General features: G+C 40.2%; 15 protein-coding genes and 1 pseudogene. 7 read left to right on the forward strand and 9 right to left on the reverse strand.

Annotated elements, in window-relative coordinates; translation table 11 throughout:
* Position 1: 1 nt before the first annotated feature.
* The 4 genes from BMZ58_RS09160 to BMZ58_RS09175 all read right to left on the reverse strand — a co-directional run bounded on the left by BMZ58_RS09160 (position 2) and on the right by BMZ58_RS09175 (position 5,304).
* Complete coding sequence (locus tag BMZ58_RS09160) at positions 2-1,414, reverse strand: sugar porter family MFS transporter (RefSeq protein WP_075036241.1); 1,413 nt, start codon at positions 1,412-1,414, stop codon at positions 2-4.
* Positions 1,415-1,543: 129 nt separating this feature from the next.
* Complete coding sequence (iolD, locus tag BMZ58_RS09165; RefSeq protein ID WP_075036242.1) at positions 1,544-3,457, reverse strand: 3D-(3,5/4)-trihydroxycyclohexane-1,2-dione acylhydrolase (decyclizing); 1,914 nt, start codon at positions 3,455-3,457, stop codon at positions 1,544-1,546.
* A 47-nt stretch (positions 3,458-3,504) separates the two neighbouring features.
* The gene (iolB, locus tag BMZ58_RS09170) at positions 3,505-4,323 is read right to left on the reverse strand and encodes a 5-deoxy-glucuronate isomerase (RefSeq protein WP_075036243.1); all 819 of its coding nucleotides are present in this window, start codon (positions 4,321-4,323) and stop codon (positions 3,505-3,507) included.
* Between the two features lie 228 nt (positions 4,324-4,551).
* Positions 4,552-5,304 carry a DeoR/GlpR family DNA-binding transcription regulator gene (locus tag BMZ58_RS09175; protein ID WP_075036244.1) on the reverse strand — a complete coding sequence of 251 codons (753 nt, stop codon included), beginning with the start codon at positions 5,302-5,304 and terminating at the stop codon, positions 4,552-4,554.
* A 187-nt stretch (positions 5,305-5,491) separates the two neighbouring features.
* Here BMZ58_RS09175 and BMZ58_RS09180 point away from each other — a divergent pair, with 187 nt between their 5' ends.
* A complete protein-coding gene (locus BMZ58_RS09180; RefSeq protein WP_075036245.1) occupies positions 5,492-5,881 on the forward strand; it encodes a tautomerase family protein in 390 nt (129 codons plus the stop codon).
* A 176-nt stretch (positions 5,882-6,057) separates the two neighbouring features.
* On the opposite strand, the gene BMZ58_RS09185 is transcribed toward BMZ58_RS09180, so the two are convergent.
* The 3 genes and pseudogenes from BMZ58_RS09185 to BMZ58_RS09195 form a co-directional block, all read right to left on the reverse strand.
* Positions 6,058-6,888, reverse strand: a complete 831-nt coding sequence (locus BMZ58_RS09185) for an oxidoreductase (protein WP_075036246.1) — start codon at positions 6,886-6,888, stop codon at positions 6,058-6,060.
* 216 nt (positions 6,889-7,104) lie between these two features.
* Positions 7,105-7,914 carry a 5'-methylthioadenosine/adenosylhomocysteine nucleosidase gene (locus BMZ58_RS09190; RefSeq protein ID WP_075036247.1) on the reverse strand — a complete coding sequence of 270 codons (810 nt, stop codon included), beginning with the start codon at positions 7,912-7,914 and terminating at the stop codon, positions 7,105-7,107.
* A 311-nt stretch (positions 7,915-8,225) separates the two neighbouring features.
* A pseudogene (locus BMZ58_RS09195) lies at positions 8,226-9,188 on the reverse strand (arsenic resistance protein).
* Positions 9,189-9,536: 348 nt separating this feature from the next.
* On the opposite strand from BMZ58_RS09195, the gene BMZ58_RS09200 reads away from it, so the two are divergent.
* Positions 9,537-10,481: a cation diffusion facilitator family transporter gene (locus BMZ58_RS09200; RefSeq protein ID WP_075036248.1), complete on the forward strand. Its 945-nt coding sequence runs from the start codon at positions 9,537-9,539 to the stop codon at positions 10,479-10,481.
* Positions 10,482-11,032: 551 nt separating this feature from the next.
* On the opposite strand, the gene BMZ58_RS09205 is transcribed toward BMZ58_RS09200, so the two are convergent.
* Both BMZ58_RS09205 and BMZ58_RS09210 read right to left on the reverse strand, forming a co-directional pair.
* Positions 11,033-13,687, reverse strand: a complete 2,655-nt coding sequence (locus tag BMZ58_RS09205; RefSeq protein ID WP_075036309.1) for a heavy metal translocating P-type ATPase — start codon at positions 13,685-13,687, stop codon at positions 11,033-11,035.
* Between the two features lie 22 nt (positions 13,688-13,709).
* Positions 13,710-14,078 (reverse strand): ArsR/SmtB family transcription factor, encoded by a 369-nt coding sequence (locus BMZ58_RS09210; RefSeq protein WP_075036249.1) that lies wholly within the window; start codon positions 14,076-14,078, stop codon positions 13,710-13,712.
* A gap of 172 nt (positions 14,079-14,250) precedes the next feature.
* Here BMZ58_RS09210 and BMZ58_RS09215 point away from each other — a divergent pair, with 172 nt between their 5' ends.
* The 5 genes from BMZ58_RS09215 to BMZ58_RS09235 all read left to right on the forward strand — a co-directional run bounded on the left by BMZ58_RS09215 (position 14,251) and on the right by BMZ58_RS09235 (position 21,059).
* On the forward strand, positions 14,251-14,937 hold the full coding sequence (locus BMZ58_RS09215; protein ID WP_075036250.1) for a thioredoxin domain-containing protein: 687 nt from the start codon (positions 14,251-14,253) through the stop codon (positions 14,935-14,937).
* Positions 14,934-15,365 carry a disulfide oxidoreductase gene (locus BMZ58_RS09220; RefSeq protein WP_425268651.1) on the forward strand — a complete coding sequence of 144 codons (432 nt, stop codon included), beginning with the start codon at positions 14,934-14,936 and terminating at the stop codon, positions 15,363-15,365. Before BMZ58_RS09215 ends, BMZ58_RS09220 begins: the two co-directional genes overlap by 4 nt.
* A 409-nt stretch (positions 15,366-15,774) precedes the next feature.
* Positions 15,775-16,593, forward strand: a complete 819-nt coding sequence (locus BMZ58_RS09225) for a pyruvate, water dikinase regulatory protein (RefSeq protein WP_075036252.1) — start codon at positions 15,775-15,777, stop codon at positions 16,591-16,593.
* Positions 16,593-19,268, forward strand: coding sequence for a pyruvate, phosphate dikinase (gene ppdK / locus BMZ58_RS09230; RefSeq protein ID WP_075036253.1), 2,676 nt, complete (start codon positions 16,593-16,595; stop codon positions 19,266-19,268). The genes BMZ58_RS09225 and ppdK overlap by 1 nt, the downstream gene beginning before the upstream one ends.
* Positions 19,269-19,679: 411 nt before the next feature.
* Entirely contained in the window at positions 19,680-21,059 is a 1,380-nt protein-coding gene (locus BMZ58_RS09235) for an NADP-dependent glyceraldehyde-3-phosphate dehydrogenase (RefSeq protein WP_341864776.1), read from the forward strand.
* The last annotated feature ends 83 nt before the right edge of the window (positions 21,060-21,142 follow it).

The following is a 21,142-nucleotide window of genomic DNA, read 5'->3' on the forward strand; positions in this document are numbered from 1 at the left end:
TTTATAAGGCTTTTGTTTTTACATCTTCTTTTTGATTTTCTCGTTTTTTGAAATATGATTCAATTTCTTCTAATGTTTTACCTTTGGTTTCAGGCAAGAATTTGATAACAAATGCAATTGCTAACACTCCGAGAGCGGCAAATAAAAAAAATGTGGAAGACAATCCGATTCCAGCAAGAAGAATAGGAAAAACAAAGCTGACTCCGAAGTTAACCATCCAGAGACAAAATACAGATAAACCCATTCCCAGTCCGCGGAGTCGCAATGGAAAAATCTCTGCAAGCATCAGCCAGGTAACTGGAGAAATCGCGCCTTGCTGGAAACCTAAAAACATAACTGTCAAACAAATAACGACGTACGGCAAAACGACTGTCCCTTCCAGAACTAAAGATGAAATACCTATCAAAAGCAATGCCGTTAATGTTCCGAATTGACCAACGAGGAGCATCGGTTTGCGCCCGACCTTTCCTAAAAGCCAAATTCCAACAAATGTAGCAAGAACGGATATAACCCCATTTGAAATATTTGCTGTTAATGCCGCATTTGTACTAAAACCAGCATCTCGCAAAATCTCTGTCCCATAGTACATAATGGAGTTGACCCCTGTGATTTGCTGAACAACAGCAATCCCTATACCCAGGAACAAAATATAGCGAACCCATGGAACCGTTAGATCCTTGTATGTGGCCTTATCTAACTTTTCCTCCATAATGACGGTAGCATCAATTTGGTTATATTCACCACGTACTTTAGATTTTTCACGAATTTTGTGCAGCACGCCCATTGCCTGGTCTTTTTTCTCATTTTTCATCAGCCATCTTGGACTCTCCGGTAGCGGCAGCATACCAAAGAATAATACTACCGCAGGAACAGCAGCAATCAATAACATTATTCTCCAGACACTGTCGTTCCCTTCTGACATGTTCCCTAAAATAGCATTGATCGTAAAGGCTAGTAGCTGTCCCGTCACAATCATCAATTCATTTTGTGTCACCATCCTGCCACGACTTTCAGATGGAGCCATTTCCGCTAAGTATGTAGGAACTGTCACGGATGCTCCTCCAACCGCAAGACCAAGTAGGAACCGGAAAATGATCATCAATGTCACACCAGGCGTAAAAGATACCCCTAACGTTGCAAAAAAGAAAAGTACCGCTAAAAAGATAATGGTTTTCTTGCGGCCGATACTATCAGAGACCCTACCTCCAATAATCGCTCCGATAGCTGCCCCGAATAAGAGGGAACTAGTAACTAACCCTTCAAGGAATGGGGTTAGATTAAGCTGACTTTCTTTAGACATGTATGGCAATGCACCATTAATGACGCCTGTATCATAACCAAACAAAAGCCCACCAAATGTTGAACAAACAATGATAATAAATAAAAACTTACGTGGGGTCATATTTTTTTTCATTACCTCGGCCTCCAGGTTATAACTTTTTTTAATAATCAAAAAATTGTGATTGTAACCGCTTGCTAAAACTATGAATATTGAGGAGAGTGGAGACTTCCACCCTCCCATCTTCAGTTTTTACCTTAAACTCTAATACTGCTTTGCTTCCTCAAGCATCTTCATTCGATGATCGTGAGCTTTTTGAACGCTTTCCTTTTCTGATACTTCCGCTACTCCGACATTCCACCAGCTTTGATAACCATCAGTCATAGTCTTTGGTAACACTTTCATGTCGATCAGAGTGGATACGTCCTGTTTTTTCGCATCTTCCAATGCTTCTTCTAACTCTTTTAATGAATGTACTTTATAGGTTTTAGCGCCATAACCTTCAGCCACTTTGGCATAGTCGATATTCATGACCTCGTTATCGTCTGTTCTAAATTCACAATAGTAACTGCCACTGCCATGGTCCATTTGTAAATTGTTGATGCAGCCATAACCAGAATTATCGAACAGAAGGACATTGATTTTTTTATTATATTGAAGTGAAGTAATAAATTCTGAATGAAGCATTAGAAAACTTCCGTCTCCAACGATGGAATATACTTCTTTATCCGGGTTCGCAAGCTTCAAGCCAAGTGTTCCGGATATTTCGTATCCCATGCAAGAATAACCATATTCCAAGTGGTAAGTATTCGGTACGGTAGAATGCCAAAGCCTTTGCAGGTCTCCTGGGAGAGAACCTGCCGAACAAATAATCACACTACTCGGATCAATCGTTTCATTTATCTTTAATAGGGCTGTTGTCTGAGGGAGCTCTGTTTTCAAAGCATCTGCATATTCATTCAGAACTTCCTGTGAAAAGTGGTTTTTAATCTCAGGATTAAAGTCTTCTCTACTGTAAACCACTTCACTCAAACGTTCGCGTTCTTTTAACCATTCAGATTTCAGCTCTTGTATTTCTGACCCGAATTCCGTTTCATATCCCTCTAGCAGCGGCTGCAATTGCTCTAAAGTAAGCTTCGCATCGGCCACTACTTGAAATCCATCCATTTTATAGGACTGCATACGATTGACATTTATGTTGAGAAAACGAGTATTTTCAAAGTCAAAAGCGGTTTTTGAAGAGGTGGCAAAGTCCGTGTACCTTGTTCCTACCCCGATAATGAGATCCGATTGCTTGGCTGCTTTATTAGCAGCAAGGGTTCCTGTAATCCCCAGACCACCTAAATTATTTTTGAAGTCTGATTCTACTGTAGATTTTCCTGCCTGTGTCTCTACCAAAGGAATATTATGCTTTTCAGAAAGCTCCATTAGAATTTCACGGGCTTGAGAATATTTCGCACCTCCACCAACTAGAATGACAGGCTTTTTACTATTGCGGATTAACTCTTCCGCACCTTTCAGCTCACGTTCACGTGGAATCGGGCGGTCCATATAATGAACCCGTTTCTTGAAGAAGTCTACATCAAAATCATACGCTTCCCCTTCAACATCCTGAGAGATTGAGATAGTTGCTGGACCTGCCTTAGCAGGATCTGTCATAACTTCAAAAGCTCGAATCAAGCTGCTCATTAACTGTTCAGGCCGTGTCACACGGTCCCAATATCTCGAAACAGGCTTCAAGGCATCATTGGTTGTTGTTGATATACTGTTTTCTTGCTCAAACTGCTGAAGAACAGGGTCTGGCTGCCTTGTAGCGAATGTATCACCAGGCAGGAACAAAACCGGAATATTATTCGCCAGCGCTGTTGCAGCTGCAGTAACCGTATTTGCAGAACCAGGACCTACGGACGTTGTTACAGCATAAATTTTTTGTCTAAGTTTTTCTTCGCTATAAGCAATGGCGGCAAGTGACATCCCTTGTTCATTCTTTCCTTGGATGACTTTTAGATCTCCAGAGTTTTGCTCAAGAGCTTGCCCAATACCGAGAACGTTCCCATGCCCAAAGATATTAAAAATACCTTCTACAAAGGGGAACTCTTCTCCATCCACATGAATATATTGATTATTTATAAATTTAATTAGTGCTTGAGAGGTTGTTAAACGAATCGTTTCTTTCATATGAGGCCCACCTTTATATTCTTTAGGTTTCATATTCTTATAGATTCTTAATCGCGATTTACAATCCATTCATGATCTTCATCATTATTGAACTTCCACTTCCGGACAGGTCCAGCCATAACATTCAAATAATAGGATGTATATCCATCAGGTACTCCAACTGGGTGGTAACCTTTTGGCACAATGACAACATCCCCATTCTCAGCTGTCATAGTTTCATCTAATGAGCGATCATCCGTATACACACGCTGAAAAACAAAACCTTGTTGAGGATCCATTTCGTGATAGTACGTTTCCTCTAAAAAGGATTCTTCAGGTAAATTATCTTGGTCATGCTTATGCGGTGGGTAGGATGACCAATTTCCGCTCTCTGTATAAACCTCAACGACCAGAAGGCTGTTAGCTGAAGGGTCAGAGTCCGGAAGAATATTATGAACTTTCCTTTTGTTGTTGTATTTCCCTCTATGTTCTACATCGATCGAGTCAGCTTTAATCAGCTTAGTGGGAAGCTGTTCTGAGGAAGGTGAATAGCATAAAGCAACACGAGCATCAGTAACCGCTTTCACTTCATATATGCGATCGTTAGAGACATACACACTATCCGTGGGCTTCTGTTCAAACACGTTGTCACGGGTACCGAGATTCTCAAAGATTTCTTCCCCTTCCTTGACATCAACCCTTCCGGTTAAAACAACTATACAGCATTCCAAACCATTCAATTGTTCACCATAGAATGAACCTTTTTCCAAATCCACTACTTTAAATCCTACATATTCTAAGTTGTTTTGCTCTCCTGTAATGTCGTGGACTATGGTTACTCCTTCAGATTTCACCACATGTTGGGGCTTTTTAAGCAAATGGCTCATTTCCATCCCTCCATCAATTCATTTAATTAACAAACGCTTACAAAATAATTGACCAACAGTTACCCTTCAATAAATATTTCAGGGAGATTTTTTCTTTTTTGAAACCTTTTATGTTAACTATTGGTTAACTAATTGTTAACTTCTGGTTTAATCATATTACTTAAAACGCTTTCAGTCAACCTTTTTTCAGAATATTACCTCCACTAAATTGGTTAGACTTGAATTAGGTTAGGGAAAAATCAGCTTTACATTATTCTTTTCAGCAAATTGTTTGTATTTATCTTCTGGCATTTCATCTGTTACTAAATAGTCGATATCCTCCATATCACAATACGTGGTTATAGAGTAATGATCGAACTTACTGTGATCTACTAAAAGGTAGACCTCTTCACTTCTGTCGACCACCGTACTTTTAATTTGCGTTTCTTGAGGAGAAGAATTAGTTATACCATTCGTTAAGGAAATGCCTGTAGAAGCCATGAATGCTTTACTAAAGTTATAACTTTTGACCGCCTCTGCACTTTCCAGACCTGCATAAGACTTTGTAGACCTCTCATACATCCCGCCCGTTGAGTAAATTCTTAAGTTGCTGTAAGGAGTAGCTTCAAGCGTAAAATCCAGATTGTTCGTAACTATAATGAGATTTTTATCCTTTATAAATTCTAGCAATTCTACTGTTGTCGTCCCTGAATCAAGAAAGATAATGTCTCCATCTTTTACGTAGGAAGCTGCCATTTCTGCAATTTTAATCTTTCCTTCTTCATTTTGTACTTTCCGGTCATGGTAAGGTACTGTGGAAGATTTATTGGCCGATACTCCCCCATAAACCTTTTTAAGTTTTCCTTGATCCACTAATTCTTGCACGTCCCTACGAATGGTATTCTTAGAGACATTAAATTCATTGACTAAATCATCTAAGGAGACAGTTTGCTTCTTCTGCACATACTGAAGCACCTCATTAATCCGCTTAATTTTTAACATAACAAATAGCCCCAATCTAGTTTGTTGTTGGTTCATTATTAAATAATGGTTGTATAATCCCTTTACTCCATATTACCAAAACACAACCAATACTTCACCACTTTATGCATTATTTTTTGATAAATTGTATTTATTTTTTAAATTTTATGGTATATTTTTGGTGAATTTAATCAAAGGAGGAAAAGGAATGCCATTAGTTCGGTTCGATCTAGTAGAAGGAAGATCTAAAGAAGAACTGCAGTCTTTATTAGACGCTTCACACGAAGCTATGGTAGATGCTTTCCAGGTTCCAGACAGTGACCGTTATCAAATTGTACACCAGCACCCAGCACATGAGATGATCATCCATGATACGGGCCTTGGGTTTGAGCGCACCAAGAATGTAGTAGTGATTTCTTTAACAAGTAGACCTAGAACAGAAAAACAAAAAGAAAAGCTTTATCAAAATTTAGCTTCTTTCCTTGACGAACGTTGCAACATCTCTCCTGAGGATATCATGATATCTATAACAAATAATGAGGATGCAGATTGGAGTTTCGGAAATGGAGAAGCCCAATTTCTAACCGGTAAGTTATAAGCGACTAAAAAATGACCCAGGGCTTTACCTTGGGTCATTCCTTTTTCTATCATTTCTTCTTTAATGGACATTTTCCTTAAGCTCTCTTATTTTTGCTTTTTTAGTCTATTCCGTTTCGTTAAAAGTCAATATTATAGCGTAACTCTAATTGAAAATCACCTTCTCCAGTTAAGTTTTTATTCTTTAAAATCGGCATCCATTGTTACTTCCTTCCAACTTTCTATATCATTTAGTAGATTGGTAAATTTCTTAGTAGCTATTTTGTAAGCATCCCCGCCGAGTAATAGTCTTAAGGGTGGGTTTTCAGAGTCAGCTACCGTAATGACCGCATCTGCTAGTTTTGTTGGATCTCCCGCCTCTTGACCACTTGGTTGATCAATTCTTCTTCCCACTGTTCCTCTATACCCTGGAATAGTAGTTTGTGTGCGATTCGCTGAACGCCCAGCCCAATCTGTACGAAATGAACTCGGCTCAATAAGCGTTACTTTTATCCCTACAGAAGCGACTTCTTCTGCAAGACTTTCAGAAATTCCTTCGACTGCATATTTAGTTGCGTTATAATAGCCCACTGCTGGGGAAGATGCTAACCCGCTAATAGAAGAGAGATTGATAATATGGCCTGATTCTTGTCGTCTGAAATGGGGGAGTACCTCATTTGTAACGTTCATCAACCCCCAGAAATTTATTTCAAACATTTTTCTTGTTTCTACTTCGATGCTTTCTTCAACAGAACTGAAATACCCTATTCCAGCATTGTTTACCAATACATCTACACGTCCAAATTTTCCCATAGTTTGAGCAACCGCTTCTCGAACTTGGTTTTTATCTGTAACATCTAATTTAAGTATCAATACATTTTCTTTATTATCCGGATTCAAATTTTCTATTTGAGTAATATTCCTAGCAGTGATCACTACGTTATAGCCTGCTGAAATAACCTTCTTAGCAATTTCACGCCCAAAACCAGTAGAACAACCTGTAATAAACCACACTTTTGATTTTTCCATATAATATCATCCCTTCTATTTACTAGTAGATCACATCAATTTTTATCTTAAAGCATACTATAAATCAATGTGATTTCAACTATAGATACGAAGAGGGGCCCAGTCTCCATTTGAATAGAAAAAAGACAGAAAGTCATTCTTTCTGTCTTTCATTCAACCTAGCCCGGCCCCTTCATTTTTTGAAGAAATCCGAAGTCAGGCTTTTCTTTTCCATTCCTACATACTTTTTAGCATCTCTTCAATCACATGACTGGAGTTCTTCGCTGCTTCTTCCACAAAGTTTTCTTGAATTCCAGCAGCTTCTTCCCCAGCATCATCAGAAGCTGAGCGAATGACTACGTATGGGATTTCATTTAAATAGGCAACTTGTCCAACAGCCGCTCCTTCCATTTCAACTACATACGCATCAAACGTTTCATAAATCCAGTCTGTTTTTTCTTTACTTGCAATGAATTGGTCTCCTGTAGCAATCGGACCCTTGAATACATCCACGTAATCAGGAAGGCCTTCCGTACCTTGCTTAGCTAACTGAATCAGTTCTTGGTCCGCTTCAAAATACCTTGTGTCCATGTATGGAATTTGCCCTGGCTTAAAATCTTTAGCCGTTTCGTCCATATCATGATGCACGGTCTTCGTAGAAATAACGATGTCCCCAAGACCTAGATCAGGATGAATCCCGCCTGCGACACCGGAGTTAACCAATACATCCGCATCAAAGTCGCTAATGAGCATTTGGGCTGCGGAAGCCGCATTCACTTTCCCTATTCCCGACTTCACAAGTACGATGGGCTGGCCTTCTAAAGTCCCTTCATAAAAGGTTAATTCCCCTTTTTCCGTAGTCTCTTCCACTTCCATATGAGAATGAAGAATGTCAATTTCCACTTCCATTGGACCTATGATTCCTATCACTTTTTCTTCCTCTTTGTCAGCAGCTCCCGCCTCCTCTGGCTGGTCTCCACAACCGGCCAACAAGAAGACTAAAATCACGCCCCCAATTAAATAACTGAATCTTTGTTTTAAACTCATGCTATCTCCCCTCCCATAAAATACGAACATTAATTTATTAATTATCAATAATGTACGTGTATTATTCTACACAACTCACTATCTCTTGCCAACCTTTCTTTTGAAATTTGTATAAAACGAATTTTAATCCGTAAAAGCAAAACCAGATGCTATAGTCCATGACACTTGATCCTTAGCGTTCGCGATACCAAGACAAGCGATCGTGAGGAATTTCTTCCATCCAAGAGGGCATCTTAAATGAATGACAGACACTTAGGCTAGGCAAAGAAAAAGAGGATGCTTCCTTTACGATGGAAGCACCCTCTCTTTCCCTATTCATCGCGCAGCAAAAATGCTGGAACTACGCGAATGTAAACAAGCTCACTTATAAGTTCGATAATTGTTTGGGCAATGATTACAGCTGCAACTACATTCCCTATCTCCGGTAATGCCAAAGCTAGTGGGAGTACAACTAATGAATTCCTTGTTGATCCACTAAAAATTAGAGCCCTGCCTGATTCGGCCCCTAATTTAAACCATTCCGCTACATATTTAGCTATGATAGGCATAATCACCATAAAAACAATGTATAAAGGAACCACTTTCATAATCTGGTCTGCGTATGTAGGCAATTTAACAATTTGAGAAGCCACGACGATAAAAAGGGTCAAAGCCATTAAAGGAACAGGTAACCAGGCAGATCCGTCCAATACCTTTCTTCCAAAAGCTCTCCTTTTCGCTGCGATTTGTAATAACAAGGCAGCACTTAGAGGTAGAACAATCAAACCGAAAAACGCTTCTAAAAACGGAGCAGGCTCCACGACTCCTGCAGCGTTTCTCCCCATAAAAAGCCATAAATACACGGGTAGCAGTAACATTTGCGTCACAAACAAAATGGGAGTAAATGTTAAAACTAATTTTTCATCCCCTTTCCCTAAGGAAGTAAATACGATGACATAATCAATGCAAGGAGTTAATAGTACCAAATAAAAACCGATCAGCAGTATTGGACTCTCAGGCAATAATTGAGATAACAACCAAACCACGCAAGGTACAATTATAAAATTAATGGTTAGTAAGGCTTTGATGTATTTTGGATTTCCAAATGCTTGTTTCAATGATGTAAATGGAATCTAAGAAAACATACTATACATCAACAATGCAATAATGATAGATATAAAAGCCCCTAAGCTTTCCGCATATCCAGGCATGAGAAAGCCGAATACCGTTGCCATCAATAAACTAATCATATAAACCCATACTTGTTTATTTTCAAGTTTTTTTCTAGTAAACAACAGTAATCTCCCCTTCTTATCTCCAGGTACCTCTTTCCAGGACATACAAAAAGAGGTTGGACTATGCAAAACAAAGGATTGAATATCGACACCTTTAACGATTGTAAATAAGTATCATTTCATCTTTCCATTGCAGGAAACAATCATATATTACCATAACTCCCCTATATAGATTACATATGATTGACTTAAATTCTTCCCACTTGTTAACATGTATATATGATTATGTGTGCATATAATGGATTATATCACCTGCCAAAGATGGTCGAGGATTTCCATGTTAGTTGGGATTAGTATGGTTTATACGGTGAACAATGGTTTTAAGACGATTATTAAAGGAGGTATATCATGGGATACGATCATGGTCATGATCATACGCATAGAGCTAATAAGAAAGCTTTATGGTTAAGTTTTATCATTACCACTACTTATATGATTATTGAAGCTATTGGAGGGTTTTTAACCAATAGCCTGGCTTTATTATCGGATGCTGGCCACATGTTAAGTGATTCTGTGTCTCTAGGTGTAGGGGTAGTAGCATTTATTATGGGAGAAAAGGTAGCGAATTACAGCAAAACCTATGGGTATAAACGATTTGAAATTCTTGCGGCACTATTCAACGGGGTGACGCTCGTTTTAATCGCTCTATACATTTGTTATGAAGCCTACCATCGTTTCATGGATCCACCAGAAGTGGCTTCCGTTGGAATGTTAACCATCGGGATTATCGGACTCCTGGTGAATATCCTTGTCGCGTGGATATTAATGAGACAAGGAGATACCGAAGACAACCTGAATTTGAGAGCTGCGTTCTTACATGTACTTGGAGACTTATTGGGTTCTGTAGGTGCTATTGTCGCCGCCCTTCTTATCATGTTCTTTCATTGGGGATGGGCTGATCCATTGGCAAGTGTGATTGTAGCAATATTGGTGCTCATTAGTGGCTGGCGAGTAGCCAGAGATTCTATACATGTTCTTATGGAAGGAACACCGAAAAATATAGATTTAGAGGAGATCGTCCAAACCATCCAGAGCACAGACGACATAGAAGACATCCATGACCTGCATGTTTGGAGCATTACCAGTGGTCAAAACGCCCTCTCCTGTCATGCGGTAGTTACAAAAAATCTTACTATCAAGGAATGTCAAGACTTGTTAAAACGAGTGGAGAACCAGCTTCGTGAAAAGGGAATCGGTCACGTCACTATACAATTAGAATCGAGTGAACATTCACATGAAAATACCATTCTTTGCGCAGAACAAAAAGATGAGCATCACAACCACTCACACTAGCCACTTCTCTTCCGACTAAAATATCCGGGGTCAAGCATGTGGAAATTATTAAAGAAGACTTCAGGAAGAGCGCATTGTGCCTTAGAATGCCATACTACTTTATCGTTATTTGTTTCAATCAGGTTGGACCACTAGTTTCTTTATAGAAGACTCTTATGTTGGTGGATGGAGGGAAAATCGCTTATCTCTTCACTCGTACGTGATAACTGCCTCTGTCCCTGTTTGAGTGACTTCCTTCTCAACGTTAAACTGATAGTGTAATTTTAATAAAAAGGAGAACAAGCATGGATCCACTTTTTATCTCTGTAATTCTCATGGCAATGACTATAGCTGGGGCATTTAGCGCGTTTGTAGTCATTCTTCTTATTAGAAATAAAAAGAAATAGTCATTTTTTATCTGCTGATAATATGAATATGCGCTCATATATGCGCATTGAGGCGTTACATTTATATGTTCCAATGGATAATGAAGAAAAACTTATATAAAACCATTTTAAAATGTAAAAGAAAGATACCACCTCTTAAAAAAGGGGTATCTTTCTTTGTGGGATTTATTTCTGCCTTAACAATCTCATACTATTGAGAATCACTATGAGAGCAGCACCGGTGTCACTTAACACAGCCATCCATAACGTTAAAAATCCTGGGAATATTAAGAGCAACGCTGCCAGTTTCGTAAGCAACGAAAACCAGACGTTCTGTTTAATGATGTTCATGGCTCTTCGACTCAAACGGATCGTATGCGGAAGTTTCTCCAAATTATCTGCCATAAGTACAATATCAGCAGTTTCCATGGCTGTATCCGTTCCTGCACCACCCATAGCAATTCCAAGATCAGCTGTCGCAAGGGCCGGAGCATCATTAATCCCATCCCCCACCATCGCAACACTCTTCCCTTCATCCTGTAATTTCTTCACGGCGGTAACTTTATCTTCAGGCAATAACTCAGCGAAGTAGCGATCGACACCTGTTTCGTCCGCGATTTTTTTAGCTGTTCCTTCATTATCACCTGTCAACATCATCATTTCTCCCATTCCTATTTGTTTGAGCTTTTGAATGGATTGAACAGTAATGTCACGAATGGTATCCGCAACAGCAATCAGACCTAGAATCTCCGTTCGAGTACCTACCACTACAAGCGTGTTTCCGTGGCTTTGTAATGAATCCATACGCTCTTCTATTTCATGAAGAGGAACCTCCATGTCATTGAACAATTTAGGATTACCAGCAAAGTACTCTGTCCCGTTAATTGTAGCCTGCGCACCTTTACCTGCTATGGCTTTGAAGTCTTCCCCTTGTTTCGTACCAATATTACGCTCTACAGCATAACTGGTGATGGCTTGGGCGATAGGGTGAGTGGAATGTTCTTCAATGGTTCGGGTGATACCAATTAACTCTTCTCGATTGTTTTGAAGAGAAATCACTTCTGCAACTTTTGGTTTACCTTCTGTCAGCGTCCCTGTCTTATCAAAAGCAATCGCTTGAATAGCCCCAGCCTTCTCTAAGAAGGTTCCCCCTTTGATAAGCACACCATTTTTAGCTGCATTCCCAATCGCAGATACAATGGCCACTGGTGTAGATATGACCAATGCACAAGGACATGCTACGACTAATAACGCAAGGCCTTTATAAAGCCACTCTCCCCATGATCCGAATCCAAATAATGGTGGTACCACCATGATAAGAAGTGCAAGAGTAAAGACAATAGGAGTGTAGACACTTGCAAAGCGATCAACAAATGCTTGGGTCGGAGCTTTTTTCTCCTGAGCCTCTTCCACAAGATGAATGATTTTAGCAATCGTTGTATCTTCCACTAATTTTGTTACCTTAACTTCTAAGGAGCCACTTTCGTTGACGGTACCTGCATAAACCGTATCTCCCTGCTGTTTATCTACTGGCAGTGATTCTCCGGTGATGGGTGCCTGGTTGATACTTGAGGTACCTGTTAACACTTCTCCATCCAAAGGAATTTTCTCTCCGGGTTTGATGACGATAATATCATTGACTCCTACCTCTTCTACTGGTTTTCGGATAAGTTGATCCCCGGACTTAACGGTGGCTTCTGATGGAGTCAGATTAATGAGGCTTCGAATCGATTCTCTTGTACGCTCAATCGACCTGTTTTGTAAAGTGTTCCCTAAGGCGAAAAGCCATACCACCGTCGCCCCTTCAAACCACTCTCCAATGAGGGCTGCCCCAATGGCTGCAGAGGCCATGAGCACATTCATGTCTAAGGAACCACTTTTAATGGCATAAAAGGCACTTTTCGCTGGCTTAAATCCTCCGATAAGAATAGATGCAGCATATAAGGCCGTAATTAACTCAGGACTTACATTTGTAAAAGAACCTATAAAACCAAGCGCCAGGAATAGGCCGGATATGGTGGTGGTTGAGTTTCCCTTTTTCTTTTTTTCAGAAGTCCCTTTCCTCTGGTTACTGATTGAATCTAGGGAAGCATCAAATCCAGATCTTTGGACCTCTTTGATGATTTCATTTTGATTCGTCGTATGAGCCACATGCATTTTTCCCGTTGAAAAATTCACCTGGACATCTTGAATATGTGGGTTTCTACTTAGATGCTTTTCAATCGTCATCGCGCAGGAGCCACAATCCATTCCTTCGATTTTATATGTCTGCCTATTATTGTATTTATTTAAAGGCTCCGCTTCAAAGCCTAATTTACGAACCTGTTCAGGGATGTCATCGTGTACAGAAAGCTCATCGGCAGCCACAGTCATTTTCCCTGTACCATAATTAACCCGGACCGTCTGAATTCCTTTGGTCTTTTGCAACCCTTTCTCAATGGTTGCGGCACAGGAAGGACAGTCCATCCCATGAATCTTGTATTCCAAAGGTTTTTGCCCTTCCGGCTGGCTATTTGCTGCATCCATTTCTTCCTTTTTACTTTCTCCCGTACTGCAACAGGATGAAGAGCTTTCTTTATGTTCTTTTTTCATGTTTGTGACCTTTCCACAGCATGTTGAAGGGCCAGTAGTTTCTTTTTCGTTCGTATCCGTTTCGCAACATGTTGATGTGGCGGCAGCTTCTTTCTCTTTGACATCACTTCCGCAGCATGTTGAGGTAGTAGAAACTTCTTCCGCCCCCTCATTAGAACAGCAGGAACTTTCTTGTTTCGTTTTATGGAATTCCGACTCACCATGGCTGGAACAACAACTTGACTGTGATTCTTTTTCTATACGACTCATGGTATCCCCCCAATCCATTCAGTCACCCTTCTTTCGAGTGTAGTAAAGCAACCGACACTAACTGATGAACATGATCATCAGCTAACGAATAAAAAACCAGTTTTCCTTCTTTGCGATATTTAGCCAACTTCATGTTGCGCAACAACCTTAGATGGTGAGAAGCCGTAGCCGTCGTTGAGCCGATAATATTGGCAACATCACAAACGCAAAGCTCCTTCTCCAGTGTTAAGGCATATGCAATTTTCATACGTGTGGCATCCGATAAAGCTTTAAAAATCAACTCTACGCCTTCCACTTTCTCGATTTCAGGCTGTACTCTATTAATAATTTCTTCATCATAACAAAACGTATCACAAGTATCCGATGTGTTTTTCTTCAAAGTTCCACTCATATTCGCACCTCATTCAAACATTCATTTGATTATTTGCATATAGTGTATGCTTCTGTAACAAATGTGTCAATGTTATCATTCAAATAGTCACTTGAATATTGGTCTGCTTTTCCATAAACTAAACCTGTGCTACTTTATGATATAGAACATATATAAAATAGGAGTGAATCAAATGGGAGAACAGAAAAAAGGATCTATGAAGTTCATCGTTTTATTAACGGTTTTTGTTATCGGTCTAGTTACCGTCTTTGTTGTCCTGGATAATAGAGGAGAACAATCAGAAGTGACTGATACCAGCGCCAATCAGGAGCCTATATCTACGGAAAACCAACCAACGTTAGGGGATGAAGATGCTCCTGTTCAAATTGTTGAATTTGGGGACTACAAATGTCCTTCGTGCAAAGCTTGGAGCGATCAAATTTATCCTCAATTAAAGGAAGACTATATTGACACGGGCGATGCAAGCCTTTCATTTATCAATGTATTATTCCATGGTCAAGAATCAGCATTGGCTGCTAAAGGAGGAGAAGCAATTTATCAGCTTGCTCCTGAAGCGTTCTGGGATTTTAATAAAAATTTATTCTCGGAGCAGCCAGAAAGCCACGATGAACAATGGATTACAGAAGACAAGCTGGTGGAAGTTGCTAAAAACAGTGTGGAGAATTTAGATGAAGAAAAATTTAAGGAAAGTCTCACCACCGATGGAGTAGAAGAAGCGGTAAGCATCGATGAGGACTTAGTGGAACAATATGAAATCCAACAGACCCCTACTGTCATGATTAACGGGCAGATCTTAGAAAACCCCTTCGATTATGAGAAGATTAAGTCCGTAATTGATGAAGAACTTGAGGACAAATAATGAATACAGGAAAAGACGGAGCTAGTAAAAAATCTTATCACTTGTACTTTGCATGGTTGATATCCGTTATCGCAACATTAGGAAGTTTGTATTTTAGTGATATAAAAGGATTTATTCCATGTGAATTATGCTGGTATCAGCGTATCTTTATGTACCCCCTAAGTATTTTGTTGGGGATCGCCACTTTCTTTAATGAAAGGCAAATCATTAAATATACCCTTCCTCTTTCCATTATCGGAGGAGGGATTTCCCTCTTTCATTACCTGGAGCAAAAAGTCCCTGGTTTTGCTGCCATAAAACCATGTACTCAAGGAGTACCATGCACAGCAGAGTATATCAATTGGTTCGGGTTTATTACGATTCCTTTTTTAGCTTTAACTGCGTTCATTTTAATTACAGGAATATTATGGTTAGGAAGGAAAGCTTGATGTTCCCTTTCTCTTATTTTTGGAACATTCGAGAATGCAAACATTATATATCTATGAAGATGTTCCTGTTTGGTTAAAGAATAGATACAGGTTAAATTAGATAACCCCTACCGCACCTCTTAAAGAAATATCGTATGCGAAAAGCCTCTCGTGAGTTTATGAACTCTTGAGAGGTTTTTTATTTTTTCAAATATAAAAATCTTTCTGTTGTCACAAATCAAAAACAATGATACTATACATTCACCCTAATAGTATGTCATTTTTATTTTAAAAGGATTAATAGTATGACATAATTGACAAAAGAATGTATCATAGAGGGAGGCGAGCAAGAGGAAATATATTAGATCAATACTTACACAAGCCGATTCATCCGGCAAATTCCAATACTAATAGAATAGGGAGATGGATAGTGACTAAAAAAGAGACTGTCTATATCGTGTCAGATTCGGTCGGGGAAACAGCGGAAGTCATGGTAAAGGCTGTAGCAAGCCAATTTTTTGAGCAGGAAATTGAGATTAAGCATTTTTCTTATGTCGAGGACAAGCAGGATATTAATAATGTCATTACTGTGTCGAAGTATAACCATTCCATCATTGCTTACACCATTGTCCTTCAGGATTTAAAACAATATATTGACCACAGAGCAAAAGACGAAGGAGTCATTGCTGTCAATTTGATGTATCCCCTGATGGATGCATTCACTCAAAAATTTGATATGCAACCTAACCATCAACCAAGACAAATGAGAAAGCTGGATGAGGACTATTTTAAAAGAGTAGAAGCTATTGAGTTTGCTGTGAAGTATGATGACGGACAGGAAGTACGGGGGTTAAAACAAGCAGACATCGTTCTCATTGGAGTTTCACGTACATCAAAGACCCCTCTGTCTATGTATTTAGCCAATAAGCAATTCAAAGTAGCCAATGTACCCCTCATCCCAGAGATTCCACCTCCTCAGGAACTATTTACAATCCCAAGGAAAAAGTGTGTTGGATTAGTGATTTCACCTGAAAAATTAAATGAAATCCGCAGGGAACGATTAAAGGGTCTGGGGTTAACAAATTCAGCAAACTATGCCTCATTAGATAGAATTTTTGAGGAACTAACTTGTGCGGAAGACATTATGAAAAAAATCGGCTGTCCAATCATTGATGTCTCTCATAAGGCCATAGAAGAGACGGCTGATCATATTTTAGCTATGTTTAAAAAAAGGGGGAGCTTTGCGTAATGGATAACCAATTTGTATTCATGTTTGATCAATCGGAAGGTGGAAAGAAGGAACTGTTGGGAGGAAAAGGAGCTAATTTAGCTGAAATGACCCGGATTGGTCTACCAGTTCCTTACGGTTTTACGATTACCACTGTTGCTTGTAACGCCTATTACGATGCAGGGCAGATTATCTCGCCAGAGGTCGAATCTCAAGTATTAGAGGCACTCCGGAACCTTGAATCCAGAACAGGGAAACAGCTGGGGGATCTGGCAAATCCACTTCTTGTTTCTGTCCGCTCAGGTGCCGTACACTCGATGCCTGGAATGATGGATACCGTTTTAAACCTTGGGATGAATGATGAAACGGTAAAAGGGATGGCAGAACTTACAAACAACCCCCGATTTTCTTATGATTCCTATCGCAGATTCATCCAAATGTTCAGCAATGTCGTCCTCGATGTAGATAACTATATTTTTGAACAACGGTTAGAAGATATCCGTGAAGAAAAAGGTTACCATTCCGACACAGAATTGCAAGCAGATGATTGGAAGCAAGTGATTGAAGAATTCAAATCCCTTGTGTATAAAACTAAAAAAAGAAGCTTTCCCCAAGATCCAAAGGAGCAACTTTTCCTTACCATCAATGCCGTATTTGACTCCTGGAATAACCAGAGGGCGTTTTTATATCGCCGCCTTCATGATATTCCTGGCCACCTTGGTACAGCAGTCAACATTCAAAGCATGGTATTTGGAAATATGGGGGATGATTCTGGTACAGGAGTAGCTTTTACCCGCAACCCATCCACCGGTGAGTCTAAACTTTATGGGGAATATTTGATTAATGCGCAAGGGGAAGACGTTGTGGCTGGTATACGCACTCCTCAGCCGATTGAAAGCCTCCAGAAGGAAATGCCGGATGTTTATCAGCAATTGGTGAATACTTGTGAGCTGTTAGAAAACCATTATAAAGATATGCAGGATATTGAATTTACGGTGGAACGCGGGAATTTGTATATCCTCCAAACGCGGACTGGTAAACGAACCGCCCAAGCAGCTATTAGAATCGCTGTTGAAATGGTAAAAGAAAAAATCATGGATCAACGGGAAGCCCTTTTACGTGTGGATCCTGATCAGATCAGCCAATTGCTCCACCACCGAATCGATCCGGAACAGAAAAGAGAACAACTAGCTGTCGGCTTACCCGCTTCCCCTGGTGCAGCCACAGGTCAAGTCGTCTTTGATGCAGATGAAGCCGAGGAGCTTTCCAAGGATGGAAAAAAAGTCATCCTGGTTCGCCCTGAAACAACACCGGATGATATTCATGGAATCGTGGCTGCCCAAGCAACAGTTACCAGCCGCGGAGGTATGACAAGCCATGCCGCTGTTGTAGCTAGAGGCATGGGAAAAGCTTGTATATGCGGTTGCGACTCCATAAAGATCCACTTAGAGTCCAACCAATTCATCGCAGGGCCTACGACTGTAAACCACGGGGATACCATTACGATTGATGGTTCCACAGGTGAAATCTTCCTGGGCGAAATTCCAATGATCGAACCAGAGCTTTCAGAAGAATTCCAATTACTGCTTAGCTGGTCTGATGAAGAAACAAACATGGGGGTCAGAGCAAATGCTGATAATCCAGTCGATGCTGAAAAAGCTCTAGAATTTGGTGCAGTAGGGATTGGCCTTTGTCGTACAGAGCATATGTTTATGGACGCCTCACGCATCCCAACGGTACAAAATATGATTCTATCTGAAACTACCAAGGAACGGAAAGACGCTCTAGCTCAACTCCTACCTATGCAACAAGAGGATTTTGAACAAATTTTTGAAACGATGCAAGGATATCCGATTACTATTCGCTTATTAGATCCACCACTCCACGAGTTTTTACCGGACAAAGAAGAACTGCTCGTTGATGTGACAAGGATGCATCTTGAAGACCCTCATTCATCCGAGCTACAAGAAAAGCAAAACCTCCTACGAAAAGTCAGGCTATTAGAAGAATCAAATCCTATGTTAGGGCATCGGGGCTGCCGCTTAGGTATGATGTATCCGGAGATTTACGAAATGCAAGTCATGGCTATTTTTAATGCGATGTCCAATGTGATGGATAAAGGCATCGACGTTAAATCCGAAATCATGATTCCTTTAGTCAGCCATGTGAATGAATTGAAAAAGATGCGTCAACTGGTGATTAATATCGGTGAGCAGGTTCAGGAAGAAACAGGACATGTTTTCGACTACCTTATTGGAACCATGATTGAAACACCGCGAGCAGCACTAACAGCGGATCAAATTGCCGAAGAGGCAGACTTCTACTCTTTTGGAACCAACGATTTAACTCAAACAACGTTTGGATTTAGCCGCGACGATGCAGAAGGCAAGTTTCTTCAGCATTATGTGGAAAGTGATGTACTAAAAAGGAATCCATTTGTTTCGTTAGATCAAGAAGGTGTTGGTAAACTCGTAGAAAGTGGTGTGAAACTGGGACGAGAAGCAAATCCTACCCTAAAAGCAGGGATTTGCGGTGAACATGGCGGAGAGAAAGAATCCATTCAATTTTGTTTTGACTTAGGAATGGATTATGTAAGTTGTTCCCCTTTCCGTGTTCCTTCTGCACGGCTTGCAGCAGCTCAGGCCACCATACGGAATGAGCGAAAGAATTGTCTGAAAGAGCCTCAATATAATTAAAAGGGCGTAATAAAAGAAACCTCTAAAAAATGAGGAAGGAACTCTTAACTCCCACTTCTGTGGTATTTAGAGTTCCTTTTTCTGTATGTATCTGCCCATAAATAATACCATTACCCTATTCTGTAAGGATTATCCTCAATAAAATTTAAAAGGACCTTCCTTCCAAGAATTATAGTTGGATTACACTCATTCCTTTCCTTCCCCTTTTCATAAAATGCCTCACTCTAACTTACAATTTTTAACACTTATGTGAAAATGAAAGGATACTGGATCATATGGAATCTTGTAACGATTGTAAGCGTTTAAACAAGAGATGTTACCGCTTCCATAAAGCTTGCAGACTATTAAAATATACTTAATAATCAGAATAGTCAAATATATTAGGAGGATTGATTAATTATCAGCATCGCAATCAAAAATGAAAAGAAAGTCTATTCAGTTTCTGGAAACGAAGTCCTTGGCTCTCTTCCTTTGATGTCCCAAGAGGAAGTAGACGATAAAATAAAACAGGCAAGTGAAGCCCAAAAGAGTTGGTCCGCTACAGAGGTATATAAGCGGGCAGATATTTTACACGAGTGGGCAGATCGGTTAGTTGAAAAACAAGATCAAATCGGAGAGGTAATTTCTAAAGAAGTAGGTAAAAACCTGGCTTCCGCTATCAAAGAAGTTGTACGGACAGCGGATTTAATCCGTTACACCGCCGAGGAGGGTTGCCGCATCCACGGTGAAATGTTGAAAGGGGATTCTTCCAGAGGAGGATCATCAAGCAAACTGGCCATGGTAGAGCAGGAGCCACTCGGTGTTGTCCTCGCCATATCTCCCTTCAACTATCCGGTTAACTTAGCTGCTTCCAAAATTGCTCCCGCACTCATCTCCGGAAATGCCGTTGTCTTCAAACCAGCTTCCCAAGGGGCATTGAGCGGTCAGCTGATGATCGAAGCTTTGCTGGAAACAGACCTGCCTACTGATATAATCCAATTTGTATCCGGAAAAGGTTCAGAGATTGGTGATTTTCTCGTTACACACCCGAGCATTGATATGATTACATTTACTGGGAGCACAGAAACAGGACAAGCCATATCCCAAAAGGCAAAAATGGTTCCTGTCGTATTAGAACTCGGTGGTAAGGATCCAGCGATTGTGCTGGAGGATGCTGATCTTGATCTAGCAGCTGAACACATCGTCAGTGGTGCTTACTCTTATTCAGGTCAACGTTGTACAGCGATTAAGCGTGTACTAGTAGCTGACACTATTGCTAACGATCTCACAGAGAAAATTAAGCAGAAGGTTGAAGCTCTCTCGGTCGGATCTCCTGAAGATAATGCGACAGTGACTCCCTTGATCAATAACGATGCAGCTGACTTTGTCCAACATTTGATCGATGATGCGTTGAACAAAGGTGCAGAGCTCATTACAGGCAATAGACGTGAAGGTAATTTAGTTTATCCAACGTTATTAGATCAAGTAAATTCGAATATGGATGTGGCATGGGAAGAACCTTTTGGCCCAGTCCTGCCGATCATTCGTATTAACGAAGAGGAAGACTTTGTATCGCTTGCCAACCAATCAGAATATGGTCTGCAAGCAAGTATTTTTACTAAAGATGTTCAAAAGGCCAGAGAAATCGCTACAAAACTGGACGTGGGTTCCGTGCAACTGAACGCAAAAACAGAACGCGGTCCTGACCATTTCCCATTCATCGGAGCAAAAAACTCCGGCCTCGGATCTCAAGGTATACGTCGCAGTATTGAGTCAATGACCCGCGACAAATTATTCATTTTGAATCTCTAATATCCATCCCACGGTATCTGCTAAGTATATCTATAGTTAGCAGGTACCTTTTTCATTTATTAAATAAAACCAAAAGACCCTCC

The organism is Halobacillus dabanensis, from assembly GCF_900114165.1.
Classification (GTDB): Bacteria; Bacillota; Bacilli; order Bacillales; family Halobacillaceae; genus Halobacillus; species Halobacillus dabanensis.